A 19,994-nucleotide genomic window follows, 5' to 3' on the forward strand; every position below is an offset into this window, starting at 1 on the left:
TCCGCCGTCCGCTCCCCGGCCCCGGCCCGTCGCCGGTCAGTCGCCGGTCAGTCCGTCACCTCGACCGTCGTGCCGTCCAGGAAGGCCAGCACCACCGACGTCCCACCGGCGGCCACCCGCACCGAGACCGAGTCCCGCAGCGCCCGTGGATGCAGGGTGTCGCGGGAGAGCGCGATCAGGGACACCTGGACGCTCCGGCCGCCCGGATGACGGTCCCGGCGCAGATACGGGATCGCGGAATACGGGCCGTACGCGTTGGACTGCACATCCCTGGCCACCTCCGCCCCGGCCGCCTCCGCCCCGCTCCCGTCGGCGCCCGTCGCTCCCTCCCAGCCGTACAGCGCGACCACCGCGCTGCTCAGCCCGTCGGCCGTACGGGCCATGGCCCACCCGGGCCCGGACGTCGCCACCGGGCGCTCGGCGTGCGCCACCGCGTGACCGCCCTCCCGCACGGCCGCCCCCTCGGGCGCGTCGATGTGGTGGACGCGGATCTCCCACGGGCCGTGCAGCACACTCGTCGTCGCGATCCGGTACCTCTGCTCGTCGCCCGGCAGCCGGGCCGCGTACCAGGAAGCCGCCGTGCGCCCCTCGCAGCGCAGCGGGTGGACGCGGCCGCGGCGGCTGGGGGTGCCGTCGGGGGCGAGCAGCGCCAGATGGTTGTCGATGCCCCGGGCCGCCGCGTGCGGGGCCGATTCGGGCGCGGTCGCGCTGGAGTAGGCGAGCTTCGCGTAGTGCGGGTCCTCCTCGCCGTCCGCCGGGTCGTCCGCGGGGTCGTACGGCGGATTGTGGTCGCTGCCGTGGTTGACCAGCCGGACGATGCCGTCGTGCCGGGTGCCGTGCAGCAGCCAGCCGGGCGCCGGCAGCGCGGTGTACCGGTCGGACTCCTCGACGGGCAGCGGCAGTTCGCGCGCCGTCCACACCGCGTGGTCCGCCGGGAGCAGCAGCCCGAGGAAGCCCTTGCTGGCCCAGTACGGGGACGCGGGCCCCGAGTACGGCTGGGTGGCCGGCAGGAACGTGTCGTACCAGCCGAGCGTCAGCAGCCCCCGCTCGTCCGGCACCCCGCGCTCGGCGAAGTGCCGCATGGTGCCGGAGGCGAGCCGGCGCGTGAGCCCCGGCGCCAGCGGGGTGCAGTCGGCCAGCGCGCCCATCCACACCGGAGCGAGAGCGGCGAACCGGTACGTCAGCGAGCGCCCCTGGTGCACCGGAGCGCCGTCGGCACCGAAGAAGTGCGGGTAGTCCTCCAGGAACCGGCTGAGCCGGTCCCGGTAGACGGCGGTACGGCCCCCGTCGTCACCGGGACCCACCATCCGCGACCACAGCAGCGGATACAGATGCATCGCCCAGCCGATGTAGTAGTCGAAGTTCCGCCCGTCCCCGTCCGTGTACCAGCCGTCACCGGCGTACCAGTCCTCGATCCTGTCGAGGCTGGACTCGATGTCGGAGCGGCTGTGGGGAGCGCCCACCGAGGCGAGGAACTGCTCGGACACCACCTGGAACAGCCGCCAGTTGTTGTCCCAGGTACGCCCGCCCACGAACCCGGAGAACCAGTCGACGACCCGCTCCTGGACCCGGGCGTCCAGCCGGTCCCAGATCCACGGCCGGGTCTCGTGCAGGGCGACCGCGATCGAGGCGGCCTCCACCATCTGCTGCGAGCAGTCCGTCAGCTCCGGCCAGGACTCGCCGCTGTCGCGGTCCGTACCGGAGGCGAGCCCCGTCGCGTACCGCTCGATCAGCGCCGGGTCGACCGCTCCGCCCGCCCCCGCGATCCGGCACGCGGCGAGCAGGAAGGAGCGGGCGTACCCCTCCAGCCCGTCCGAGACGACCCCCGACCAGCTCGACCGGCCGGGCAGCCGGTACTGGGCGAGGCCGGGGGTCGCGTACGGCACCAGCGCGTCCAGCATCCGGTCCGCCGTCACCTCCCAGTGGGCCCGGGTCCAGCCGGTGCGGGAGGACAGGAGCCGGTCGGGCGGCGGCAGACGCAGATGCGGGGCGACGGACATGGTGGTGCTGCTCCTCTGGAGTGGGTTACTGGACGAGTTCGGCGCGGTGGGTGTGGCCGCGGGAGCCACCGACCGCCACGGTGAGGACCGGGCGGCGGCCCGGCACCACGCTCACGGTGTCATCGGCGCTGTCCACCGTACGCACGCGGTGCGGCAGCTCGACGGTGAGGCCGGTCAGGGTGCGGCCCGGGTCCGACACGGCGACCGAGATCCGTGGACCGCGCCGCTGTACCAGGACCGACGCGGGACCGGAGGAGGTGATCCCGCCGACCGTGCCCGCGGCCCAGAAGTTCACCGCCGTCAGCCCCTGCCTGCGCACCTCGACCGCCTGCGCGCCCGCGTCGTTGACGAGGACCCGCACGGGCCTGGAGTGCGACCAGACGGCCGTGGCGGCGGCCGACGCCCCGGGCAGCAGCACATGGGCGTACCGCGCGTCGGTGGGGGAGACCCCGTGGTCGACCCACAGCGTCAGATAGCGACGGGTCAGCGGAGTGTCCGAACCCCCCGTGTCCGCACCGGTGTTGATGGAACGCCAGGTGCCCGTGCGCTCCTCGCGCAGGGTGCGCAGCGCGGCGCCCTCGGGCAGCACATAGCCGCCCACCCCCTCGATGTGCGCCCAGTGGGCCCGGTCGAAATCCCTGGACCAGCCCTGCGAGGACGGCTGCCGGACACCGTCCACGATCAGCCGGTGCCGGCCGTCCGCACCGAGGCCGCGGTTCTCGACGACCGTCTCGACCGGCTGCCCGTCGCCCGAGGTGATCCCCGCGCCGAGCGCGATCACGGCGTTGTCGAGCAGGAACCACGACTTCCTCGCCCGCAGCGTCGTACCCGGGGCACCGGTCAGTTCCATCGCCGCCGCGCCGTACCGGGAGTGGAGGACCGCGCCGCCCGCGACCGCGTTGGACGGCCGGTAGGTGGAGGTCCCGCCGCCGGTGCCGAGATCGGCGCGCCGCCCGGTGACGACGGTGGTGCCGGGCAGCCGGTAGGGATCGACGGTGGGCCAGAAACCGTCGTTGAACTGCCCCAGGTCGTCGGCGTCGTAGAGATAGCTCATGCCGTCGCCGGTGTACCAGCCGTGCAGGTTCTCGCCGTTGCCCGCCTCGTAGGCCGAGATCCGCTTCGAGGAGAGCGACAGGGTGTACGCCCAGCGCGGCTGCCGGTGCACCACCCGGTCCATGTCGGCGAAGACGAACAGGCCCGTGGTACGCGGCGCCGCGTCGATCCCGCGGTCGTCCAGGACGGCCTTGGCCAGGGCCAGTTGGGGGAGCGATGCGAAGGCGGTGAACGGCGCGGTCCGATTACGGGTCAGCCAGCCCTTGACGACCGAGCGCCACCGGCCGGCGTACGCGGCGGGCGCGCCCGTCGCCAGCAGCAGGATCGCGGACACGGCCGCCGCCCCGTCCCGGTGGTCGCCCGCCCGCTCCCGGGAGACGGCGCGTCCGCGCACCGCGTCCATCATCAGACCGTCGAAGAGCACTGGCGTGAAGGACCGCTCGACGGCCTCGTACATCACCGAGACCGCCGGGTCCGCGACGGCCCACGGCGAACCGGCCAGCAGCGCCAGCAGATGGGCGCAGCCGCTCAGCAGGACGGTGCCGTACGTACCGGTGTACGCGACCACGTCGTGCTGGACGAACGAGCCGTCCTCGTAGAACCCGTCACCCGAGGCGGCGTACCGGAAGAGGCTGTTGCGTCCTCCGTCGCGTACGTCGGAGAGGGCGTCGCGGGCGGAGACCAGCTTGGCCCCGTCCCGTCCGAGCAGCCCCCGCAGCGCGACGATCACCGCCTTGTCCGTGCGGTTGGCGCCGGTCTCGGCGAGCGTGGGGGAGTTGGTGCGCCGGTCCGCGTTCGGGCAGAACCGGTCGACGACGGCCAGATGGTCCGCCAGATCTGCGGCGGGCAGCCGTTCGCGCAGCAGCACACAGCAGTCCATCAGGGCGCGCGGTGCGCCGATCTCCCAGAACCACCAGTTGCCCTTCTCCGGCCTGGCGGGGTTGTACGCGGTGTCATGGGTGAAGCGGAGGGCGGCGACGAGGGCGTCGGCCACCTCCGTGTCGGCGGTGAGCGAGGTGCCGGGGGTGGCCCAGGCGGTGGCGATCGTGCGCAGCCGGGTGTAGCTCTGGCCGAAATTGCCGGCGTCGGTGACCGGCGCGAGGTCGGGCCACAGCGCGGTCCGGCCGGCGGTCCGGTCCAGGGAGTTCCACAGACCGCGCGCCGTGGTGTCGAGCGTGGCGACCGCGGTGGCGAAGTCGGCGTCCGCGGGATCGAACGCGCCCCCGGTCAGAAGGCTTTCGGCCCGTCCGAGAAGGGTGGCGAAGTCGTCCGGATCCGGCGCGGCGGCGGCGCGCCCGGTGGCGGAGGCGGGGCCTGCCGTCGCGACGAGCGCGGTGGCGGCCGTGGCGCCGGTGGCGGCGAGAAGGGTCCTTCTGCTCATGTCCATGCTGGCTCCTTGCCGGCTCTCTTCCCGTGTGTTCAGTCGCTGAGGGTGCTCGGGTCCACGGGCGGCTTCGGCAGGTTCAGCGCCGCCAGCTCCGCCCTGCCGACGGCGTCGACCGGGAAGGCCCAGGTGGTGAGGAAGAAGTCGGTGAGGTCATGGCCGGCGACGCGGCTGGAGCAGGTCGCCAGTGCCCGGTAGCGCTTGTCGTTCTCCGTGTAGTCGGACTGCGGGTTCTCCTCGCGCACCAGCTTGTGCAGCCGGGGCCAGAAGTCGTCGCCGAAGGCGAGTTCCAATTGCCGGAGCGGGACGAGCTTCTCGTAGGCGCTGAAGGACTTCTCGTACGTCAGTCCGGCCGTACCGAACTTGGCCCGTGAGGTCTGGAAGACGGTGAGCCCGGTCGCCGGGTCGACGGTGAGCAGGTTGGAGGGCTGGTCCAGGGCACGCTGGGCCGCCAGCGAGTAGATGTTCACCGTGACCTCGGTGAGGCCGCCCGGCTTGTACGCCATCTGCTGGTGGAGGTGCCCCAGTTCGTGGTAGAGCCCCCAGCCGCGGGTGCGCAGCCCCTCCACGGTGGTCGCCCGGTCGAGGTAGGCGCGCGGGAAGCCGTTGTACCCGTGTGTGGCGTAGGCGCCGACCCCGGTGGGCACCTTGCTGACCTCGGTGAAGTGGTACGGGCCCGCCTTGCGCCGGTGCACCGGCTTCGAGCCGTCCAGCCCGCTGACCCGCGCGGCCGAGTCGATGATCCGCTCGACCAGCCGCAGCAGGGCGGCGTGGTCCTCGCCGCGGTACAGGAGCGCGCCCTCACGGGTGAGTGTCATGATCGTGTGCGGTGCGTGGAGCTCGACGTACGGGGAGTCCGTCAGCGTGTCCAGCTGCTGCTGGAAACCGGCCTCGTGGGTGCTTCCCAGGGTGAAGACGGGCATGGCCACGGAACCGGACCTGAACAGCACCCCCGCCCGCTCGCCGCTGCCGGTGAGGGTGAGATAGACCGGGCCGCCGTGCGGGTCGGTGACGGTGTTCGCGCCCGCGGTGAGCGGGTAGCCGCGCGGTTCCTTGATCTCGCCGTAGTAGTCCCAGGCGCCGATCCAGAGGGTCGGTACGAGGCCGTCGTGCGGCTGGACGGTGAGGCTCAGTGCGGTGCCCGGCGCGACATAGCGGCCGGTGGGCTGGAACTCGCTGCTGCGCAGGGCCTGGGCCAGACGCAGCCGCTCGGACTCGGCCGCGGGGCGGGCGGTCACGGTGACCCGGACCGGCCGGTGGGCGGACGCCGTCGCGGAGCCGCGGGCGGCCGCCGGTGCCGCGGCGGCGCCCAGCGCGGCCAGGACCCCGGCACTGGCTGCCGCGGCGAGGACGGATCGGCGGCCTACGGGGGTGGCCGCGGCGGCAGCGGTGGCATCCGTGGCGGCTGAGGCGGAGAAGCGCATGCGGAACTCTCCCTGCAGAAATGAGTGAGGGGCCAAAGCGTGCGGGGGTGATGAACCCGCCGTCAGCATGTAAGCGGTTGCTACAAAGCCGCAAGGGGAGTGGGGAAGTTACTACGATTTACTATGGCCGAGCGGGAGCCGGAGCCCGGTAAGCGGTCTCACCCGGCCGACGGCCGACGCGGGTACGGGCACGAGCGCGGCCTCCGCACAGGTCCGGCCGGCCGCCGTCACCTGAGCCGAGCACCTGCCCCGCCCACCCCCGTCATGTCCTGCTGCCGCGTCCCGCCCTCGGAGCCACCGAGTCGCGCACCACGATGTGGGTGCCGAGCCTCAGCGCACCCGTGGTCGGCTCGCGCCAGTCGTCGTCGCCGGAGACCGCCAGACGCACCGCCTGCCGGCCCATCTCCTCCAGCGGTACGTGGACCGTGGTCAGCCGGGGCCGCAGCTCCTGGGCGACCGGAATGTCGTCGTACCCCACCAGGGAGATGTCCTCGGGCACCCGCAGACCGGCCTCCTCCAGGGCCTGTGCCGCCCCGGCGGCCACCATGTCGTTGGCGGCGAAAACGGCCGTGAAGTCCGGCCCGTCCCGCAGGAGTTCGGCCATCCTCCGGTATCCGAAGCCGCGGCTGAACGCGCCGGGCTGCGCCAGGTCGCGGTCCTGGGGCACCCCGCGCAGCTCCAGGGCCCGCAGATGTCCGGCGAGCCGGTCGCGGGTGGTGGAGAGCTTGGGCGGGCCGCCCAGGTAGAGGATCCGCTCATGGCCCTGCATCAGGAGATGGTCGGTGATGGCGAAGGCGCCGCCCTCGTTGTCGTACTCCACCGCCGCGGTCGGGGCGGGATCGTCGAGCGGCGGTCTGCCGCACAGCACCAGCTTCGAGCCGCCCGCGTCCAGCTCCCGGGCCCGGCGGGCCAGTTCGGAGGTGTAGCCGCGGTCGGCGATGCTGCCGCCGACCACCACGACCGCGTCGGCCCGGCGCTCGTGCATCAGGTCGATGAAGGCCAGCTCGCGCTGCGGGTCGCCCTGGGTGCAGCAGACCAGGCAGAGCCGGCCGCCGAGCGCGGCCTCCCGCTCCACGCCCCGGGCGATATAGGCGTAGAAGGGGTCGATGACCTCGTTGACGATGATGCCGACGGTGCGGTTGGAGACCCCGGCCAGCGCGCGGGCATGGGCGTTGACCACATAGCCGAGCTCGCGCATGGCGGACTCGACCCGCTCCCGGGTGGCCTCGGCCACCGGGTAGTTGCGGTTCAGGACCCGGGAGACGGTCGCCGTCGAGACGCCTGCGCGCCGCGCCACATCCGTGACCGTCGCCCGCCGCTGTCCGTCCGCGGCCGTGCTCTGCCGGCGCATCCGGCTCACCCCCTGGCTGTTGTGTGACGCCGAGCCTAGAGCCTGCGGGGCGGTGGGGTTCATGCGATCCTCCCCAGGTCGGCCCGGTGCACCGGGTGGGCGAACGGTGATCCGTCCGCGTACCGGGCGAGTTCCTCGACGGCGAGCGCGCCCAGGCGCCCGATCTCGTTGCCCTGGGCACCCGCCAGATGCGGGGTGATGAAGACGTTCGGCAGGTCCCACAGGGGGTGGTCCGACGGCAGCGGCTCGGGGAAGGTGACGTCCAGGACCGCGTCGAGCCGGCCGCTGACCAGGTGCGCGGTCAGCGCCTCGGTGTCCACCAGCGGGCCGCGCGCGGTGTTGACCAGCAGGGTTCCCGGACGCATCAGCCCGATCCGGCGGGCGTCGATCAGCCCCTGGGTCTCCGGGGTGTCGGGGGCGTGCACGGTGACCACGTCGCTCGTCGCCACCAGTGTGTCCAGATCGGCCGGTGTGACGCCGAGGAGCTCCGCCTCGGCCGCCCCGACGTAGGGGTCGTACAGGAGCACCTCGGCATCCAGCACCCTCAGCAGCTCGATGACCCGGCGGCCGATCCGGGAGGCGCCGATCACGCCGATGGTCAGCCCGTGCGTGCCGAGCCAGTGCTGCCGGTCGAGGTCGGCTCCGGTGCGGTGGGTGCGCCGGGTGCGGAACAGCTCGGCCAGCGGGAAGACCCGCTTGGCGCCCATGATGATCGCGGCGAGCGTGTACTCCGCCACCGGCACGGCGTTGGCGACCGCCGCGGAGGAGACGACGATGCCGCGGTCGAAGGCGTCGGGTGACAGGAACGTCTTCACCGTGCCGGCCGCGTGGATCACCGCCCGCAGCCGGGGCGCACGGGCCAGCAGCGCCGCGTCCACGGGAGGGCAGCCCCAGCCGGTCAGCAGGACCTCGGCCCCGGCCAGTGCCGCCGCGGCCTGCGGTGAGTCGAACTCGCTGATCACCGTGGGGTTGTGCAGTTCGGCGATCTCTTCGAGCCGGGCCCGTACCGGGGGCGGGAAGACGTCGTCCAGCAGCCCGGGGCTCATGACCAGGACCGTGCGCGGCCGCTCGGGGGGCGGTGTCGCGGCATCGGCACCGGATCGAGCCGGTGCCTCTTCGGTGGTTCGCACCCTGCCTCCGGACAGTAATCGCGTTCTATGGAATGACCGGCACGCTAGGGACATGGGCGGCCGAGCGTCAAGCGACACTCGAAGCTGATTGCCCTATTTGGTGCGCGAATTGATGGTTCTGTTCCCCCGGAATTGATCTCGCGATGATCCCGGATCGCAGCCTTTTCCTCAGATCTCTTGACCTTTGGGTTAACCGCTTACTAACTTGCCGCCGCAGAAGGCTCACCACGCGCCACCCAGCCGAACAGGACGCACCATGGCTGAAACAGCACCTCCGCTGCCGCGGGAAAAGCGGTCAAAACGGCGGCAGGGGGCCGAAGCGCCCGCACCGCCGACCGCCCCGTCGCCCTCCGGCCCGGCAACCGCACCCGTACAGCACCGCCTGACACTCAGGCAGCGCCTCAAGCGGGACCGCGTGATGCTCCTGCTGACGCTGCCCGGACTGCTGTACTTCATCGTCTTCCACTACGTCCCGCTGCTCGGGTACGTCGTGGCGTTCCAGGACTATCAGCCCTACCTCGGCTACATGCACAGCGTCTGGGTCGGCTTCTCCAACTTCACGGCGGCGTTCGGTGACGCGGCCTTCTGGTCCGCGACCTTCAACACCCTGGAGATCGCCCTCGTCCAGCTGGTGTTCTTCTTCCCCATCCCGATCGCCCTGGCCCTGCTGCTCAACAGCATCGTCAGCGAGCGGCTGCGGCGCTTCGTGCAGAGCGTCGTCTATCTGCCGCACTTCATCGGCTGGGTCATCATCGTCTCGATCTTCCAGCAGATCCTGGGCGGCGCGGGTCTCCTGCCCGACGTGCTGGGAGGGATGGGGCTCCCGCGCTACGACATGATGAGCGACCCCGACGTCTTCCCCTGGCTGCTCACCCTCCAAGTGGCCTGGAAGGACGCCGGCTGGGGCACGATCATCATCCTGGCCGCGCTGCTGAACATCGACAAACAGCAGTACGAGGCCGCCGCGATCGACGGCGCGGGCCCCCGGCGGCGCCTCTGGCACGTCACCCTGCCCGGCATCGCACCGGTCCTGATCCTGTTGCTCATCCTCAACCTCGGGCAGATCCTCTCCGTCGGCTTCGAGCAGATCCTGCTCCAGCGCGACGCGGTCGGCCCGGACGCCGGTGAAGTCCTGGACACCTACGTCTACTACCACGGCATCAAGGACAACGACTGGGGCGTCGCCGCCGCCGTCGGACTCGTCAAGGCGGTCATCGGCACCGCACTCGTCCTGGGCGCCAACAAGTTCGCCCACCGCCTCGGCCACGAAGGGGTGTACCGCGGTGCTGACCGCTGAGAAGCCGCCCGCCGGTCCCGTCCCCAGCACGGAACCGGCGAAGAAGACCACCCGTAACGCCCGCTCCGGCCGCGCCGCGACGTCCGACGGCCGTCCGCCGTGGATGGAACGGCCCACCCGGCTCGGCCGGTTCGCCAAGGGCCTGGCCATCGTGGTCGTGGTCGCCGCCGTCGCGTATCCGCTGCTCGGAGTGATCGGCACGAGCTTCGCCTCGCAGAGCGACATCATCCGCTCCACCGGCCTCGTCCTGTGGCCCGACCACCCGACCCTGGACGCCTACCGCACCATCTTCACCGGCGGCGTCGTCAGCCGGGCGCTGCTCGTCAGTATCGGCATCACCCTCCTCGGCACGCTCGCCAGCCTGCTCGTCACCGTCGGCATGGCCTACGGGCTCTCCCGCCGCGACGTCACCGGCTCCCGCTTCATCCTGATGATCGCGCTGTTCACCATGCTCTTCAACGCGGGCATCATCCCCAACTTCCTCCTGGTCAAGGGCCTCGGCCTGTACGACACCTACGCGGCGCTCGTCATGCCCACCCTGGTCAGCGCCTTCAACCTGGTCGTCCTGCGGTCCTTCTTCATGAACCTCCCGGAGGAGCTGTACGACGCGGCGAAGGTCGACGGCGCCGGGGACTTCCGCATCCTCGTACGGATCGTCCTGCCGCTGTCCAAGGCCGTCCTCGCCGTGATCAGCCTCTTCTACGCGGTGACCTACTGGAACGCCTTCTTCAACGCGCTGCTGTACCTCAACGACTCCGACAAGTGGCCGCTGCCCATGGTGCTGCGGACCTACGTCCTCCAGGGCCAGAGCCTCAACAGCGCCTCGGCCGGCGAGGCGCTCGCACCGCAGCAGGCCGTGCAGATGGCCGTCCTCGTGATCGCCGTCGTACCGATCCTGCTCGTCTACCCCTTCCTCCAGCGCTACTTCACCAAGGGCGTGCTCACCGGCGCCATCAAGGGCTGAGCACGACCGCCCCGGACCGTTCCTCCTCCCCCTCTCCCAAGGAGATCCTGTGTCGAGCTCCACCCCCATCAACCGCAGATCCCTGTTCCGCATGGGTGCGGGCCTCGGTCTCGGGCTGGCCGCCGCCCCGCTGCTCGCCGCCTGCGGCGACGGCGGCACCGTGGCCAAGGCGGAGGCCAAGAGCGCCTCGCTGCTGCCCACCACGGCGATCCGCAACATCGGCCTCAAGCCCGACCTGGCCGCGACCGCCGCCGGGGTGCCGCAGGGCTTCTTCGGCTACCCGGCCAAGCCGCTGCGCGCGACGAAGAACACCCCGCTCAAGGGGGCGGCCCCGATCAGCGCCACCATGGAGACCTTCTCGCCGCCGCCGCCCGCCCGGGGCAAGAACGCCGCCTGGCAGAGCATCGAGAAGCTTCTCGGCGGCCAGGTGAACATCACCGCCGTCCCCGCAGACGACTACGGCACCAAGTTCTCCACGATGGTGGCCAGCGACAGCCTGCCCGACCTCTTCATGTACCCCGAGGTCGGCGGCGTCGACAACAAGTCCGCCTTCCTCCAGGCCAAGTGCGCCGACCTGACCCCGTACCTCGCCGGGGACAGGATCAAGGACTACCCGAACCTCGCCGCGATCCCGAAGGGCGCCTGGCAGGCCGCGATCTTCGGCGGCAAGCTCTACGGCATACCGATCGCCCGCACCGGCACCGGCGGCGCCGGCTTCTACCGCCACGATCTCTTCGAGGAGATCGGCATCACGAGCCTCGACCAGATCACCGGCCTCGACCGCTTCGTCGAGGCGTGCAAGGAGCTGACGCGTCCCAAGAAGGACCAGTACGCCATCATCGCGGGCGCCAACAACGTGCTCGCGATGTCGGCCGGAGCGCCGTACTCCTGGCGGCTCGACGCGAAGAGCGGGAAATTCACCCTCGACCTGGAGACCCCCGAGTACCGCAGCGCCATCGAGACGGCACGCTCGCTGTACAAGTCGGGCTGCTACTACCCCGGCACCCTCCAGATGTCCGGGGCGCAGAAGGCCCAGTACACGGACATGTTCAAGAACGGCAAGGGGGCGTACGTCTACGACGGCATGCCCACCTACCTGGCGCCCGGTGTCGGCTACATCGCCGCCATGAAGGCGATCGACAAGACGTACGACCCGCGCCCCTTCGTGCCGTTCGGCGACAGCGCCGTCGCCTGGATGGACAACGTCAAGCTGGAGAACACCCATGTGAAGAAGGCGTCCGGCGAGCGGGTGCGACAGGTTCTCGCGCTGGCCGACTTCGCCGCCTCGCCGTTCGGCAGCGAGGAGTACACGCTGATCAACTACGGCGTCGAGGGAACGGACTTCACCCGCGACGCCAAGGGCAACCCGGCGCTCACCAAGCAGGGCACCCAGGACGTCACGGTGCCGTGGAAGTTCATGGCCTCCGCCGTCCCCGCCATCTACAGCGCCGACTCCGAGCAGGGCGTGCGCCACGTCCACGAGGCGTTCACCACGATGGTCCCGATGATGGAGCAGGACCCGACGCTCCAGTACTCCTCTCCCACCTGGGACTCCAAGGGCTACGGCAGCCTCTACTCGTTCAAGCAGGACGCGCTCAAGGACATCGTCGCGGGCCGCAAGCCCATGTCCGCGTACGACCAGCTGCTCAAGGACTACCTGGCCAAGGGCGGCGAGCAGGCCCGCGGCGAGTTCGAAGAGGCCTTCCAGAAGGGGACGAAGTGACGACGCGACGCTCACTACTCGGGCTCGGCGGCGCGGCGGTCGCCGCGGCCGTGGCCGTACCCGTCCTCGGTACGCCCGCCACGGCCCGCCCGCACCGCTTCGACCCGAGGCCCGGCTCGGACGGAGTCGGCGACCCGCTCTTCCCGACGCTCGGCAACGGCGGCTACCAGGTCCTCCACTACGACCTCACCTTCGACTTCACCCCGGTGACGTACGACTTCACCGGCATCGTGAGGATGAACGCCCGCGCCACCCAGGACCTGTCCGCGTTCAACCTGGACACCGACGGCCACACCATCGAGGCCATCACCGTCCAGGGACGTACGGCCACCTGGGAACTGACCGCCGGCCGGAGCGGCCAGGAACTCACCGTCACCCCGGCCCACGCCCTGCGCGACGGCCGGGCGTTCACCGTCGAGGTCCGCTACCGGGGCAACGGCAAGGCGCCCCGGCTCGGTCTCACCGGCTGGAAGTTCGGCACCGACGGCGGCTTCGCCTCCGCCGCCCAGTCCTCCCGCGCCGACACCTTCCTGCCCTGCAACGACACCCCGTCGGACAAGGCGACCTGGACCTTCCACATCAGCGCCCCCAAGGGCTTCGTCGCCACCGCCAACGGCGATCTGCTGCACCGCACCCCGCGCGCCGACGGCTCCACCGTCTGGCACTTCGCGCTCCGCGAGCGGATGGCGACCGAACTGATCGGCATCGCCGTCGTCAAGGGCACCTACCTGTACGGCACCGGCCACCGCGGACTCCCGCTGCGCCACATCGTGCCCCAGGGCCTGGAGGACACCTACGCCCCGATCGTCGCCCGCACCGCCGACCATCTGGCCTGGTGCGAGGCGAAGTTCGGCCGCTACCCGTTCTCCGTCTACGGCGTCCACATCTACGACGGCTACACCGACGCGCTGGAGAACCAGACCCTCTCGCTCTTCTCCACCAACTGGTTCAAGCCCGACGCCAACGGCCGGCCGGGCTACGAGACCACCATGGTCCATGAGCTGGTCCACCAGTGGTGGGGCGATTCCGTGACCCCCGCCGACTGGCAGCAGGCCTGGCTCAACGAGGGCCCCGCCGTCTACTACGCCGCCCTCTACGGCGAGGAGCGCGGCTGGTCCGTCCTCGCCGACAAGATGAAGGCCACCTACGGCAAGCTCGACGCGATCCGTGCCAAGGACGGCCCGCCCGGACTGCCCAAGGCGCTCGGCGGCACCAACATCTACGACGGCGGCGCCCTGGTCCTGTACGCCCTGCGCCGGCGGATCGGCGACCGGGACTTCGACCGCGTGATGCGGCTGTGGCCCCAGCGGCACAAGGACGGCAACGTCTCCAGCGAGGACTTCATCCGGCACACCGTCAAGGTCACCGGCAGGAAGTCGCTCGACCCGTTCCTGCGCGACTGGCTCTTCGGAGCCGTGAACCCGCCCATGCCCGGCCACCCCGACTGGAAGGCCACCGCGTGAACCGCACCGCGCACATCCTGCGGGGAACCGCCGCAGCCGTCACCACCACCTTCCTCGCGGCACTCCTCGCGGCCCCCACCGCCCAGGCCGCCCCCGGGACCCGCACCCTGTACGCGGGCCCCGACGGGCGCGGCACCTCCTGCACGACCTCCAGGCCCTGCTCCGTCGAAGGCGCCCGGGACCGGGCCCGCACCGAGAGCGGCCGGGACGTCCGGGTACTCCTCAAGGGAGGTACGTACCGGCTGACGGAGCCGCTGGAGCTCGGCGCCGAGGACTCCGGGAAGAACGGCCGCACCATGACCTGGACCGCGGCCCCCGGCGCCCGTCCCGTCCTGTCCGGCGGACGCGACCTCACCGGCTGGCGGCGCGGCGCCGACGGCACCTGGACCGCCCCCGTCCCCGAGGGTGTCACCCCGCGCCAGCTCTTCGTCGACGGACGGCGGGCCGTCCGGGCCCGGGGCGAGGCCTGCGCCGCCGCCGTCTGCGACGCCACGAGGACGGGGATGACCGGCGCCGGCGCCACCGGCATCGCCCGGTGGCAGCGCCCCACTGACGCCGAAGCGGTGATCCGGGTCCGCTGGCGCAACTACCACTGCCGTATCGCGGGCGTCAGCGGCGACGTCATGACCTTCGCCCAGCCCTGCTGGACCAATTCCGCGAGCGGCACCGACCGCACCGGTCCCTCCTGGGACTCCACCACGGTCGACTCCGCCCGCTACAGCGGGGTCGCATTCTTCGAGAACGCTCCCGAACTCCTCGACACACCCGGCGAGTTCACCTGGAACTCCGAAGCCCGTACGGTCACATACCTGCCGCGCGTGGGCGAGAACATGCGCCGCGCCCAGGTGGTCACCCCGCACACCGAACAGCTCCTCGTCCTGGACGGCGCCCACGACATCACGGTCAGCGGCATCGGCTTCGCGTACGCGGCCTACCGGCAGCCCGGTACGGACGAGGGCTACGCGGGCACGCAGGCCGGTCTCACCCTCACCGGCGCCACCGGCCCCGTCGACCACGCGGGCCGCTACTACACCAAGCCCGCCGCGGCACTCACCGTGCGCGGCGGCCGGGGTGTCAGCATCGACGGCGCGCGCTTCGAGCACCTCGGCGGGGCGGGCGCGATCCTCGAAGCCGGCACCAAGGACAGCGCCCTGACCCGGTCCTCCTTCACCGACCTGTCCTCCGGCGCGGTGTACGTCGGTGACACGGAGCCGCTGCCCGCCACGGCGCTCGCGGGCGAACGGAACACCGTCGCGTACAACACGATCCGCCGCTCCGGTGTCGAGTACACCGACTCGGTGGGCATCTGGGCCGGATACGAGGCCGGGCTGAGCGTCGACCACAACACCCTGGAACACCTGCCGTACTCCGGCATCTCCGTCGGCTGGGGCTGGAACCAGCCCGAGGCCCAGACGTCCGTCCTGCGCGACAACAAGGTGACGGACAACCGCATCACCGACGTGATGGAAGTGGCCCAGGAGCAGCACGACGGCGGCGCGATCTACACCCAGGGAGCCCAGCCCGGCACCGTCCTGTCCGGCAACTACATCAACCGTTCCGCCTTCGGCAACACCGAGCGCGACGGCAACGGCATCTACCTCGACGAACAGTCCTCGCACATCCTGGTCGAGAAGAACGTCATCACACGTATCGGCTACAAGTGGGTCTCCAACTGGGCGGACTACGGCATCCGGAACACCGCCCGCGGCAACTGGACCGACACCGCGGCCCCCGCCCTCGGCGGCACCGGCTCCGTCATGACGGACAACCTCACCGGCCTCGACCGGCTGCCGGCCGCCGCACTGGCCGTCGCCTCCCGGGCCGGCGCCCACGGCGGACGCGTCGAGCAGCTGCGCACCGACCTGGCCCGTACGGGCACCGCGGCCCAGTCCTCGACCGACGGGACGGCCACCGCCGCCCTCGCCCTGGACGCGGACACCAACACCGACACCCGCACCCTCGCCGAGGCGGGAGCCTGGTGGCAGGTCGACCTCGGAACGAAGCGGCGCGTCCGTCAGATCGAGATCTGGAACGACGCCGCGTCCACGACGGCCGACTTCGACGTCATCACGGACGAGGGGTCCGTACACGTCAGCGGAAAGTCCCTGCGCCCGACCGTTCTGGACCTGAACAGCAGCACCCGCACCGTGAGGATCAAGGTCACCGGAACCGGACGCGTCGCCCTCTCCCAGGTCCTCGTCCACCCCTGACACCGGCCACCACGCACCACTGAACAACGAAGGAAGACCCCCATGACCGACCTCCGTATCGGCGTGCTCGGCTACGGCCTGCGCGGCTCACTCGCCCGCACCGCCCACCGGCCCGGCTCCGGCGCCCGTGTCACCGTGCTGGCGGAACCGGACCCCCGCGCCCGTACGGAGGCGGCCGCGGCCTTCCCCGGCGCGGCCATGTCCGACGGCCACCGCGCGGTCATCGAGGACCCGGACATCGACGCGGTCCTGGTCCTCACCCCCGACCACACCCACGCGGACCTGGCCTGCGAAGCACTCCGGGCGGGCAAGCCGGTCTTCGTCGAGAAGCCCCTCGACATCAGCGTCGAGCGCTGCGACACCATCCTGCGCACGGCGTACGAGACCGGGACCCGGCTCTACATCGGGCACAACATGCGCCACATGCCCGTCGTCAGACTGATGCGCGACCTGATCCGCGACGGCGCCATCGGCGAGGTGAAGACCGTCTGGATCCGGCACTTCGTCGGATACGGCGGCGACTGGTACTTCAAGGACTGGCACGCCGAACGGCGGTACACCACCGGTCTGCTGCTCCAGAAGGCGGCCCATGACATCGACGTCCTGCACTGGCTGGCCGGCGGCTACGCCCAGGACGTGCAGGCGCTCGGCGACCTGATGGTCTACGGCGGCAACCCGCACCGGCGCGAGCCGGGGGAGCCCAAGGCGGACGACTGGTACACCAAGGACGGCCACTGGCCCCCGCACACCCAGCGGGCGCTCAACCCCGTCATCGACGTCGAGGACGTGTCGCTGCTCAACATGCGCCTCGACAACGGGGTGCTGGCCTCCTACCAGCAGTGCCATTTCACCCCCGACTACTGGCGCAACTACACGGTCATCGGCGACGCGGGCCGCCTGGAGAACTTCGGCGACGGCCCCGGCGGCTGTGTGAGGGTCTGGAACACCAGGCGCTCCGGCTACCGCCCCGAGGCGGACGAGACCCATGAGATCCCGGCCGCCGAGGACAACGCCGGGCACGGCGGCGCCGACCCGCTGCTCGTGGACGAGTTCCTGCGGTTCGTCCGGGAGGGCGGCCGTACCGACACCTCACCGGTGGCGGCCCGGATGGCGGTCGCGGCGGGCGTACGGGCCACGGCCTCGCTGCGCGACGGCGGCACCCCGGCCACGGTGCCCGCACTGGACCCGGAACTGGCGGCGTACTTCGAGCGGGGCCAGGTGCGCGCGGACTGAGTACGGCCCGCGCGGGGCTCGCGGCGTGGGGAGACGGGGACGGCCACCTGACCGTGCGTGCGGACGGCCGGCGGTGTGACCCGCGCTCGCGGCGCAGGCCGGGCTCCCCGCGCTTGGGGCGCAGGCCGCTCCCCGCGACCGCCCGCCGCGCAGGCCGGGGCTTCCCGCGACCGCCCGCCGCCGCTCAGGCCGGGGCTCCCCGCGACCGCCCGCCGCCGCTCAGGCCGGCAGGAAGCCCGTGATCCGCTCGCGCAGACCCTGCGGGTCCAGTCCGTGTGCCGCCAGATGCTCGTCCATCTGCCCGTACCGCCGCAGCTCCGCCCGCCCCACCCCGAGGCCGAGCACCCGGTGGGGCAGCTCCGCGAGCGCGTCATTGGCCGCCGCCGTCGAGGTGCCCGCCAGATACGGCTCCACGACCACCACATCGGCGCCGGGACCCGCACCGACGGCGCGCCGCAGGCCGGCCGCGTCGAAGGGGCGCACCGTCGTGGCGTACAGCACGGTCACATCCAGGCCCTCGACCGCCGCCAGGACGTTGTCCAGCATGGGCCCGACCGCGATCACGGTGCCGCCCCGCCCCTCCCGTACGACGGTGAATCCGGCCCCGCTTACGGGCCGCGCCCGACGGTTCGACTGGAGGGAGAGCCGGACATACACCCGGCCTTCCCCCACCACCGCCCGCCGGAGCAGGGTCTCGGCCTCGTCGGGGTGGCCCGGCACCAGTACCGTCCAGTCGTCGAGCGTGTCCAGGAGTGCCACGTCGCCCGGGGACATATGGGTGAAGCCCCCGGCCGGCCAGTCGTACGACGCACCGGCACTGACCAGGACCGCGCCGAGGTTCTGGTGGCCGAGGTCCAGCTTGACCTGCTCGAACGGCCGCTCCACCAGGAAGCTGGCGAAGGTGTGGATCAGCGGCCGCATGCCCGTCAGCGCCATTCCGGCGCCCGCCCCGATCAGCAGCTGCTCCCGGATGCCCACATTGATCACCCGGTCCGGATGGGTCCGCTCGGCCTGTCCGAAGCCGTCGCGGCTGATCTCGGCCAGCACCAGGGCCAGCCGGGGGTCCTCGTCCAGGAGCTGTGAGGTGGTGGAAATGAAGCGGTCGCGCATGGTGTCCATGAGGGTGTTCCTCCGTTGCGGCGGGTCGTGTCGGCGGTTCGGGCGGGCCGGGACCGGATGGGCGTCGTGCCCGTGCGGCGCGCGGTGTCAGTGCTTGGGGGCCACCTGCGCGACCACGGCCAGGGGACGCCCCGGGTGCGGTGCGGTGAAGCCCGCGTACAGCGCCTCGTGGTCCCGTCCGTCCACGGTCACGGTGGACCATCCGGCGGCCTCGAACCGGGCGGCGATGCCGCCGGGCAGGGCATGGCTCGCGGAGGCGTTGTCGATCACCAGGGTGTGCAGCTGCTCCAGCCCGGCGGGACCGGCGTAGGCGATCGCCTCGTGGTTGCTGCCCTCGTCGAGCTCCGCGTCCCCCGTCAGCACCCACACCCGCGGGCCGGTGAGCCCCTGCGCCCGCAGTCCCAGCACGGTTCCCACGGCCAGCGGGAGCCCGTGGCCCAGCGAGCCGCTGCCGATCTCGGCGCCCGGGACCAGTACCCGGTCCGGGTGGTGTCCCAGCGGCGAGTCGTACGACCCGAAGCCGGGCAGCAGCTCCTCGCCGAAGAATCCGCGTGCCGCCAGAACGGCGTAGTACGCCATCGGCCCGTGCCCCTTGGACAGCAGGAAGCGGTCCCGCCCGGGGTCGGCGACGGTCCCCGGTGTGACCCGCAGTACCCGGTCGTAGAGCACCCACAGGGCGTCCAGCGTGGAATGGGCGGCCGGGCCGTGCTTCTCGTCGCCCGTCATCAGGCCGATCAGACGGTCCAGGTCCTGGTAGCCGCGCACCGGTGCGGCGGTCGTGTTCGTCATACCCGTAGTGTCCAACCTCAACCAAGGTCGAGGTCAAGAGGGCGAAAGCCGTTCGTGAGCACCCGCTCAAGTGCGGTATTGTTCTCATGCGCGTTCGGCCAGGGGAAAAGCCCAGGTCAGACAAGCAACGGGACGTGGCGCAGCTTGGTAGCGCACTTGACTGGGGGTCAAGGGGTCGCAGGTTCAAATCCTGTCGTCCCGACTGGAGACAGTCGTAGATCAGGGCCGGTTTCGGAGAAAATCCGAAACCGGCCCTTGATCGTTTTTTGGGGGCCAGTTCGGGTCCGGCGTCCTTGACCGGGTCAGCGGGTCATGGCGATGGGGCTCGGCAGTGAGCGTGGTGCGCGGAGCACGCTGAGGTGCGCGGAGAGCGCGGCGTCGGCGGCCGTGATCTTGTGTATGCCCGGGTGGCGGTAGCGGTGGGTGGTGGTCGGGGAACCGTGGCCGGCGATCCTGCGGAGGGCGTGGACCCGGACTCCTGCGTCGGTGAACCAAGGGATGCGGTGCATCGCAAGGCGGAGGGACATCCGCACGCTGGGTATGTGCGGATGTTCCGGCGACGCCGCGAGGTGCCGTAGCCGTCGTCGCGCGTCGGCGAGGGCCTACGGGACGGCCTTTCAGCCGCGGTAGTGGTCGTGGGAGGCGGCCACGAGAGCGTTGGCCGGTGCGGCGAGGGTTTGCCAGTCGGGCAGGGCCGGAGCGCGGGTCGTGACGCTCGTGTACGGAGGCTGTCCAGGGGGCGCAGCGAATCGGCGACGTCTGATCGAGCACTCCGAGCTGAGGTTCCGGATAGTTGATCTCCATCATGAGACGACAGTCAACACAGCTGTGAGTGTGTCGCGTTGGCGTGACCT

Annotated in this window: 14 protein-coding genes and 1 tRNA gene; 7 read left to right on the forward strand and 8 right to left on the reverse strand. The window is 71.5% G+C overall.

Features of this window, described 5'->3' with window-relative positions; genetic code table 11:
• Positions 1 to 47 precede the first annotated feature (47 nt).
• The 5 genes from ABT170_RS23855 to ABT170_RS23875 all read right to left on the reverse strand — a co-directional run bounded on the left by ABT170_RS23855 (position 48) and on the right by ABT170_RS23875 (position 8,258).
• A complete protein-coding gene (locus tag ABT170_RS23855) occupies positions 48 to 2,000 on the reverse strand; it encodes a DUF2264 domain-containing protein (protein ID WP_351870539.1) in 1,953 nt (650 codons plus the stop codon).
• Between the two features lie 25 nt (positions 2,001 to 2,025).
• Positions 2,026 to 4,440, reverse strand: coding sequence for a polysaccharide lyase 8 family protein (locus ABT170_RS23860; RefSeq protein ID WP_351870541.1), 2,415 nt, complete (start codon positions 4,438 to 4,440; stop codon positions 2,026 to 2,028).
• A 32-nt stretch (positions 4,441 to 4,472) separates the two neighbouring features.
• Positions 4,473 to 5,861 carry a M60 family metallopeptidase gene (locus tag ABT170_RS23865; RefSeq protein ID WP_351870544.1) on the reverse strand — a complete coding sequence of 463 codons (1,389 nt, stop codon included), beginning with the start codon at positions 5,859 to 5,861 and terminating at the stop codon, positions 4,473 to 4,475.
• Between the two features lie 262 nt (positions 5,862 to 6,123).
• The gene (locus ABT170_RS23870; protein ID WP_351870675.1) at positions 6,124 to 7,212 is read right to left on the reverse strand and encodes a LacI family DNA-binding transcriptional regulator; all 1,089 of its coding nucleotides are present in this window, start codon (positions 7,210 to 7,212) and stop codon (positions 6,124 to 6,126) included.
• A 59-nt stretch (positions 7,213 to 7,271) separates the two neighbouring features.
• Positions 7,272 to 8,258, reverse strand: a complete 987-nt coding sequence (locus tag ABT170_RS23875) for a hydroxyacid dehydrogenase (RefSeq protein WP_329946084.1) — start codon at positions 8,256 to 8,258, stop codon at positions 7,272 to 7,274.
• A gap of 502 nt (positions 8,259 to 8,760) precedes the next feature.
• On the opposite strand from ABT170_RS23875, the gene ABT170_RS23880 reads away from it, so the two are divergent.
• From ABT170_RS23880 to ABT170_RS23905, 6 genes are all read left to right on the forward strand, one after another.
• The gene (locus ABT170_RS23880; RefSeq protein WP_329946083.1) at positions 8,761 to 9,639 is read left to right on the forward strand and encodes an ABC transporter permease; all 879 of its coding nucleotides are present in this window, start codon (positions 8,761 to 8,763) and stop codon (positions 9,637 to 9,639) included.
• A gap of 103 nt (positions 9,640 to 9,742) precedes the next feature.
• The gene (locus ABT170_RS23885; RefSeq protein WP_329946149.1) at positions 9,743 to 10,603 is read left to right on the forward strand and encodes a carbohydrate ABC transporter permease; all 861 of its coding nucleotides are present in this window, start codon (positions 9,743 to 9,745) and stop codon (positions 10,601 to 10,603) included.
• Between the two features lie 49 nt (positions 10,604 to 10,652).
• Positions 10,653 to 12,326 carry an extracellular solute-binding protein gene (locus ABT170_RS23890; protein WP_329946082.1) on the forward strand — a complete coding sequence of 558 codons (1,674 nt, stop codon included), beginning with the start codon at positions 10,653 to 10,655 and terminating at the stop codon, positions 12,324 to 12,326.
• The gene (locus ABT170_RS23895) at positions 12,323 to 13,789 is read left to right on the forward strand and encodes a M1 family metallopeptidase (RefSeq protein ID WP_329946081.1); all 1,467 of its coding nucleotides are present in this window, start codon (positions 12,323 to 12,325) and stop codon (positions 13,787 to 13,789) included. Before ABT170_RS23890 ends, ABT170_RS23895 begins: the two co-directional genes overlap by 4 nt.
• Complete coding sequence (locus tag ABT170_RS23900) at positions 13,786 to 15,999, forward strand: right-handed parallel beta-helix repeat-containing protein (RefSeq protein WP_351870549.1); 2,214 nt, start codon at positions 13,786 to 13,788, stop codon at positions 15,997 to 15,999. The genes ABT170_RS23895 and ABT170_RS23900 overlap by 4 nt, the downstream gene beginning before the upstream one ends.
• Before the next feature lie 42 nt (positions 16,000 to 16,041).
• Positions 16,042 to 17,232, forward strand: coding sequence for a Gfo/Idh/MocA family protein (locus tag ABT170_RS23905; protein ID WP_351870552.1), 1,191 nt, complete (start codon positions 16,042 to 16,044; stop codon positions 17,230 to 17,232).
• Positions 17,233 to 17,451: 219 nt separating this feature from the next.
• On the opposite strand, the gene ABT170_RS23910 is transcribed toward ABT170_RS23905, so the two are convergent.
• Both ABT170_RS23910 and ABT170_RS23915 read right to left on the reverse strand, forming a co-directional pair.
• Positions 17,452 to 18,351, reverse strand: coding sequence for a transketolase family protein (locus tag ABT170_RS23910; protein WP_351870555.1), 900 nt, complete (start codon positions 18,349 to 18,351; stop codon positions 17,452 to 17,454).
• Positions 18,352 to 18,438: 87 nt separating this feature from the next.
• Positions 18,439 to 19,140 carry a thiamine pyrophosphate-binding protein gene (locus ABT170_RS23915; protein ID WP_329946077.1) on the reverse strand — a complete coding sequence of 234 codons (702 nt, stop codon included), beginning with the start codon at positions 19,138 to 19,140 and terminating at the stop codon, positions 18,439 to 18,441.
• 128 nt (positions 19,141 to 19,268) lie between these two features.
• On the opposite strand from ABT170_RS23915, the gene ABT170_RS23920 reads away from it, so the two are divergent.
• Positions 19,269 to 19,342, forward strand: a tRNA-Pro gene (locus tag ABT170_RS23920).
• A 100-nt stretch (positions 19,343 to 19,442) separates the two neighbouring features.
• Here ABT170_RS23920 and ABT170_RS23925 read toward each other — a convergent pair.
• Positions 19,443 to 19,667, reverse strand: a complete 225-nt coding sequence (locus tag ABT170_RS23925) for a hypothetical protein (RefSeq protein ID WP_351870558.1) — start codon at positions 19,665 to 19,667, stop codon at positions 19,443 to 19,445.
• Positions 19,668 to 19,994: the final 327 nt, after the last annotated feature.

The sequence above is a fragment of the Streptomyces sp. NPDC001787 genome, assembly GCF_040297465.1.
Taxonomy (GTDB): Bacteria; Actinomycetota; Actinomycetes; order Streptomycetales; family Streptomycetaceae; genus Streptomyces.